Origin of the sequence: Amycolatopsis sp. (assembly GCF_036008905.1) — a bacterium.
GTDB lineage: Bacteria > Actinomycetota > Actinomycetes > Mycobacteriales > Pseudonocardiaceae > Amycolatopsis.
Genome location: NZ_DASYMU010000184.1, coordinates 21,749 through 27,941 on the forward strand (window position 1 = coordinate 21,749; position 6,193 = coordinate 27,941).

Genomic DNA, 6,193 nt, shown 5'->3' on the forward strand with positions numbered 1-6,193 from the left:
GGGTGGTGGTGGGAGACGGGTGGGCATGACGTTGAGAGTGGTCAGGCGGCTGGCGATCCTCATCGCGAGTGTGTTCGTCGCGTCGATCGTGGTGTTCGTGTTCATGGCCGTGCTGCCCGGCGATCCGGCGCAGGTCGCGCTCGGCGTCAACGCGACCCCTGAGCTCGTCGCGAAGACCCGTGCCGACTTCGGTATCGACAGGCCGCTGGTCACCCAGTATTTCGACTGGATGGGCGGGGTTCTGCACGGCGACTTCGGCCGTTCGTACGTGACACGCGAAGCCATCGGTCCACAGCTCATCGACAGGCTCGGCGTGACGCTGTGGCTCGTCGGCGCGGGCATGGTGGTGGCGTTGGTGATCGCGCTCCCGCTGGGCACACTCGCCGCTGTCCGGCACAAGAAAGCCAGTGGTACGGCGATTTCCGGCCTCTCACAGGTCGGGGTGGCGATCCCGGCGTTCATCGCGGCGATCCTGCTGGTGCAGGTGTTCGCGGTGCAGTGGCGCTGGCTGCCGTCGGGCGGCTGGACCCCGCCGAACCAGGACGCGGGCGAGTGGATCCGCGGTCTCATCCTCCCGGCGCTGTCGCTCGGCCTCGTGCAGGGCGCGGTGCTCACGCGATATGTCCGGTCTTCGGTGCTCGACACGCTCGGCCAGGACTACTTGCGCACGGCGAGATCCAAGGGATTGCGGCCGTACCAGGCGTTGTTCCGGCACGGCCTGCGCAACGCGGCCGTTCCGGTGGTGACCGTGCTCGGGCTCCAACTCGCGACGCTGCTGATCGGCGCTGTCGTCGTCGAGCGCGTGTTCGTGTTGCCGGGGCTGGGCAGCATGCTGCTCGACTCGGTCGCGGCGCGCGATCTGCTGAGCGTGCAAGGGATCGTGCTCGTCCTGGTGGTGGGGGTGCTGCTGGTGAACTTCGTGGTGGACGTCCTCTACACCGTGCTCGACCCGAGACTGCGGGGGTCCTGATGCAGACACGCACCCGGAATGTGAATGTCACTGTCGGCTCGGCGCTGATCGGCTTGGTCGTGCTCGCGGCACTCGTCTCGTTCTTCTGGACGCCGCATGATCCGGAAAAGGTCAACGCGGCTGTTCGGCTGCTCGGCCCGACCGGTGACTACGTCTTCGGCACCGACAGGTTCGGCCGCGATGTGGCCAGCCAGATCATGGTCGGCGCGCGGACGACGTTGTATGTCGGCGTGGTCGCGGTCGGGATCGCCGCGGTGATCGGGACTCCGCTCGGCATTTTCGCGGGCATGTCGAAACGCTGGCTCGGCGAGTTCGTCATGCGTGGCAACGACCTCGTGCTCGCGTTTCCCGCGCTGCTGCTGGCGATCATGTTCGGTGCGGTCTACGGCGCCAGCACGCTGACGGCGATGATCGCGATCGGTCTCGCGACCGTGCCTTCGTTCGCCCGCATCGCGCGCTCCGGGACCTTGCAGGTGATGAGCAGCGAGTACGTGCTGGCCGCGCGATCCGGTGGGCGGTCGCGGCTGAACATCGCGCTGCGGCACGTGCTGCCGAACATCTCGGGACTGCTGATCGTGCAGGCGTCGGTGTCGTTCGCGATCGCCGTGCTCGCTGAAGCCGCGCTGTCGTTCCTCGGTTTCGGGACGGCTCCGCCGACACCGTCCTGGGGGCGGATGTTGCAGGAATCCCAAGAACTCCTGACCTTGGAACCCCGCCTCGCGCTGATCCCCGGTATCGCCATCGCACTCGCCGTGCTCGGTTTCAACCTCCTCGGCGACGGCCTGCGCGACCGTTTCGATCCCAGACTGGCGGTTCGATCATGACAGCGACGCGAAGCGTCTCCGTTGAGGGTGGTGGAGGGAGACGGGCGGGCGTGACTCTGGTCATCGAAGGTCTCGGAGTTTCCGATCTGGTGCGAGACGTGTCGTTCGAGGTCGGCACGGGCGAGCGTGTCGGGCTGATCGGGGAGTCCGGGTCGGGCAAGTCGTTGACGGCGTTGTCGATCATGGGCCTGCTGCCCGACGAACTGCGCGCGTCCGGCTCGGTCAAGCTCAAGGGCCGTGAGCTGCTCGGCGCGTCCGAGCGAGAGCTGTCCCGCTTGCGCGGCAACGAAATGTCCATGGTCTTTCAGGAGCCGATGACCGCGCTCAACCCGGCGATGCGCGTCGGCCGCCAGGTCGCCGAGCCGATGTCCATCCACGGCACGCGGCGCGATCACCAGTCAGCCGCCGCCGAACTGCTGGACTCGGTGGGCCTGCCGAGCGACGCCGTCCGCGCGTATCCGCATCAGCTGTCCGGCGGGCAGCGGCAACGCGTGGTGCTCGCGATGGCGCTGGCCAACGATCCCGCGCTGCTGATCTGCGACGAGCCGACCACCGCGCTGGACGTCACCGTGCAGGCGCGGATCCTCGACCTGATCCTCAGCGGCACCCGGCAACGCGAGACGTCGTTGCTGTTCATCACGCACGACCTCGCCGTGGTGGCGTCAGTGTGCGAACGGGTTTTGGTGATGCTCGACGGCGAGATCGTCGAGGCCGGGAGCACACGCGAAGTCCTGACAGCGCCGAAACACGAGTACACGCAACGGCTTCTCAAGGCTTCGGACCTGGAGGTGTCATGAGCGCGTTGATCGAGGTCCGCGATCTGGAACGCCGCTACTCCCGGCGAGACGTGCACGCGCTGCGCGGGGTTTCGTTCGACGTCGAGCCGGGGCAGCGGTTCGGGATCGTCGGCGAGTCGGGGTCCGGAAAGTCCACTTTGGTCAGATTGCTGGCCGGGTTGGATCAGCCGACTTCCGGCTCGATCAGGTTCCGCGGCCAGCGTGTCGACGGTGTGCCCGAGCGGAAACTGAAGTTCCTGCGCTCGGAGTTGCAGATCGTGTTCCAGGATCCGATGGGTTCGCTCGACCCCCGGATGCGGGTGCGCGACATCATTTGTGAGCCGCTCGGCCGGGTCGATCGTGAGCGGGTCGCCGAGTTGCTCGACGCCGTCGGGCTACCGGCGGACGCGGGGGACCGGTACCCGCACCAGTTCTCCGGCGGGCAGCGTCAGCGCATTTCGATCGCGCGTGCGCTGGCGCCGCGGCCGAGTGTGCTCGTGGCGGACGAGCCGGTCAGCGCGCTGGACGTCTCCGTACGCGCGCAGATCCTGGACCTGCTGGCGGATCTGGTCGACCGGTTCGAGCTGACGATGGTGTTCGTGTCGCACGATCTCGGTGTGGTGCGGCACGTCTGCGACACCGTCGCCGTGATGCGCCAGGGTGAGATCGTCGAGCTCGGTGCCGTCGAGCAGGTCTACGACCAGCCCGCGCACGAGTACACCCGAGAGCTGATCGCGGCCGCGCCGAGCCTTCGCGCCGCGCTCGCCAAGCTGACGGAAGGCGCCTGATGTACCCCGCTGGATTGCCGATCGGTCCGGGTTGGACAGCCACAAAGGACAGCCGGCCGGTCACCTTTCCCTTCGACGGCACACTCGTCGCGGACGCGCCCGTCGGGACACCGGAGCTCGCGCGTCGAGCGCTGGACGAAGCCGTCGGTGTCGCCCGCGAGGTCGCCGATCTGCCGTCGCGCACGCGCCGGACGTTGCTCAACAACGTGAGCCTCGCGATCCGGGCTAACCAAGAGGAGTTCGAACAGCTGCTGGTCACGGAGACCGGCAAGCCGCTGGTCGACTGCCGCGTCGAGGTCGCGCGCACGATCGTCACTTGGGAAGCGGCGGCCGAAGAGGTTTCGCGGCTGCACGGCGAAACCGTCCCGCTCGACCTGTTGCCGTCCGGTGATGGGCTCGTCGGGTTCTGGACGCGCAAGCCGATCGGTGTGGTCGTCGGCATCGCCGGGTTCAACTACCCGCTGCTGCTCGCGTCGCACAAGATCGCGCCCGCCATCGCCGCGGGCTGCCCGGTGGTGTGCAAACCCGCACCACAGACCCCGCTCGCGACGCTGTGGCTGGTCCACCTCGTGCGGGAGGCCGCGGCGGAACTCGGCGCGCCGGCCGCGATGGTCCAGCTCGTCACCGGGGACGCCGAGGTCGGGTCCTCTTTGGTCACCGACCGCCGGATCGGCGCGGTGTCGTTCACCGGCTCGGCCGCGGTCGGGCACCGGATCGCCCGCGATGCCGCACCCACCAAGACGTTGCTGGAGCTGGGGTCGAACGCGGCGCTCGTCGTCGCCGAAGACGCCGATGTGGACGCTGCCGCCGACGCCGTGCTGCGCGGCGGGTTCTACGCGTCCGGGCAGGCCTGTATTTCGGTACAGCGCGTGCTCGTCGTCGAGTCGGTGGTGGAGGATTTCACCGAGCGCTTGCTGGCCAGGCTCGACGAGGTGACCGTTGGCGACCCACGCGAGGAGACCACTCGCGTGTCGGCGTTGATCGACGAACGGTCCACCGAGCGAGTGATCAACTGGGTCGACAAAGCGATATCCGCCGGTGCTCGCCTGGTCGGCGGGGGTATGGACGGCCCGGTCATCCGGCCGACAGTGCTCCTCGACGTGCCCGACGGCGTCGACTGCTGGGACGAGGAGATCTTCGGCCCGGTCGTCTGCGTGCGCACGGTGTCCGATGTGGACACGGCGTTCGACCAGGTCAACGCCTCCCGCTACGGCTTGCACGCCAGCGTCTTCAGTACTTCCCTCAAGACCGCGTTCCGTGCGCTCGATCGGCTCGACGTCGGCGGTGTGGTGGTCAACGAGGTGCCCGGGTTCCGGTCCGACACCATGCCTTACGGCGGCGTGAAGGACTCCGGAGTCGGGCGGGAAGGGCCGCGGTTCGCGGTCGAAGAACTCACGGTGACCAGGATGGCGGTGCTGCGTCCATGAAAAGCGTGTCCATGAAAAGCTACGAAACACTCTTCCGGCTCGACGGCAAACGAGCTGTAGTGCTCGGCGCGGGCAGCGGCATCGGCCGCGAGTCGGCGCTCGCGTTGGCCGCGCACGGCGCTTCGGTGGTCTGCGCGGATCGGAACCTCGAGTCCGCCAAGGAAACCGCCGCGCAGATCGGCGGCGAGGTCTACGAGATCGACCTCCTCCAAACCGGCGCCGCCCAGCGTGCGGCCGCCGAACTCGGTGAGATCGACGTCGTCGTGCTCACTGCCGCGACCAACGTCCGCAAGCGTTTGCTCGACTACTCCCGCGAGGAATTCGACCGCGTGATCGCGTTGAACCTCGGCGCCACCTTCGAGGTCGTCCGCGCGTTCGGCGCGGGCATGGTCGAACGCCGTCGCGGCAGCATCATCGGCTTCTCGTCGATCCGCGGGACCACTGTGGAGCCGGGGCAAGGCCCTTACGCGGCCACAAAAGCGGGCCTGGTGCAGCTGTTCCGCACCGCGGCCGCCGAGTTCGGCCCGGCCGGTGTGCGGGTCAACGCCATCGCGCCCGGAGTCGTCGAGACGCCGTTGACAGCGCAGATCAAGGCGAACCCCGAGTGGTACCAGGCCTACGCCGCCAAGGGCGCGCTCGGCCGCTGGGCGCGCGCCGACGAACTGGCCGGAGCGGTCGTGTTCCTCGCCTCCGAGGCCGCGAGTTTCGTGACCGGCGCGGTGCTGCCCGTCGACGGCGGCTGGACCGCGGTCGACGGCCGCTTCGAGCCCCCAGCCTCCTGAACGAGTGAAGGATCGTCATGACCGACCTGCCTGACCTGACCGCCGTCGAGCTCGTCGCGCGGTACCGCGACCGCACGCTGTCACCCGTCGAGGTGACGGAGGCCGTTCTCGCGCGCATCGAGGACCGCGAGAACGAGCTCCACGCGCTCTACGCGTACGACCCGGCGAGCGCGCGTAGCGAGGCGAAGGCGTCCGAGGCGCGTTGGCACGACGGCGAGCCGCTCGGCCCGATCGACGGCGTCCCGCTGACGCTCAAGGAGAACATCGCCACCCGCGGCACCCCCGTGCCGTTGGGGACCGCGGCCACCACACTCGTCCCGGCGCCCGCCGACGCCCCGGCCGCCGCTCGTGTCCGCGAGTCCGGCGGCGTGCTGCTCGCGAAGACGACCTTGCCGGACTACGGGATGCTCACCTCCGGCCTGTCGAGTTTCCACCCGGCGTCCCGCAATCCCTGGGACACCACCCGTACCCCGGGCGGGTCGAGCGCCGGTGCCGCCGCCGCGGCCGCCGCCGGGTACTTCGGGTTCTCCGCCCGGTCGTACGGGAACATCGTCGGGTCGAACAACGACCTGCGGGTCGGGGTGATCGGCTTCAAGAGCCGCGGCAACAGCCACATCGACGCGTTC

The 6,193-nt window shown here is 68.8% G+C and carries 7 protein-coding genes; all 7 read left to right on the forward strand.

All coding sequences use genetic code 11. The features are described from left to right. Positions 1 to 25: 25 nt before the first annotated feature. Positions 26 to 970, forward strand: a complete 945-nt coding sequence (locus tag VGP60_RS30640) for an ABC transporter permease (protein WP_327551619.1) — start codon at positions 26 to 28, stop codon at positions 968 to 970. Further along, positions 970 to 1,794 (forward strand): ABC transporter permease, encoded by an 825-nt coding sequence (locus VGP60_RS30645; RefSeq protein ID WP_327551620.1) that lies wholly within the window; start codon positions 970 to 972, stop codon positions 1,792 to 1,794. The genes VGP60_RS30640 and VGP60_RS30645 overlap by 1 nt, the downstream gene beginning before the upstream one ends. A gap of 50 nt (positions 1,795 to 1,844) precedes the next feature. After that, positions 1,845 to 2,591 (forward strand): ABC transporter ATP-binding protein, encoded by a 747-nt coding sequence (locus tag VGP60_RS30650; protein ID WP_327551621.1) that lies wholly within the window; start codon positions 1,845 to 1,847, stop codon positions 2,589 to 2,591. Beyond that, positions 2,588 to 3,358, forward strand: coding sequence for an ABC transporter ATP-binding protein (locus VGP60_RS30655; RefSeq protein ID WP_327551622.1), 771 nt, complete (start codon positions 2,588 to 2,590; stop codon positions 3,356 to 3,358). Before VGP60_RS30650 ends, VGP60_RS30655 begins: the two co-directional genes overlap by 4 nt. Next, positions 3,358 to 4,785, forward strand: a complete 1,428-nt coding sequence (locus VGP60_RS30660; protein ID WP_327551623.1) for an aldehyde dehydrogenase family protein — start codon at positions 3,358 to 3,360, stop codon at positions 4,783 to 4,785. The genes VGP60_RS30655 and VGP60_RS30660 overlap by 1 nt, the downstream gene beginning before the upstream one ends. Positions 4,786 to 4,796: 11 nt before the next feature. Continuing rightward, complete coding sequence (locus tag VGP60_RS30665; RefSeq protein ID WP_327551624.1) at positions 4,797 to 5,567, forward strand: SDR family NAD(P)-dependent oxidoreductase; 771 nt, start codon at positions 4,797 to 4,799, stop codon at positions 5,565 to 5,567. A gap of 17 nt (positions 5,568 to 5,584) precedes the next feature. After that, the coding region (locus VGP60_RS30670; protein ID WP_327551625.1) for an amidase family protein at positions 5,585 to 6,193 on the forward strand (609 nt) is incomplete at its 3' end.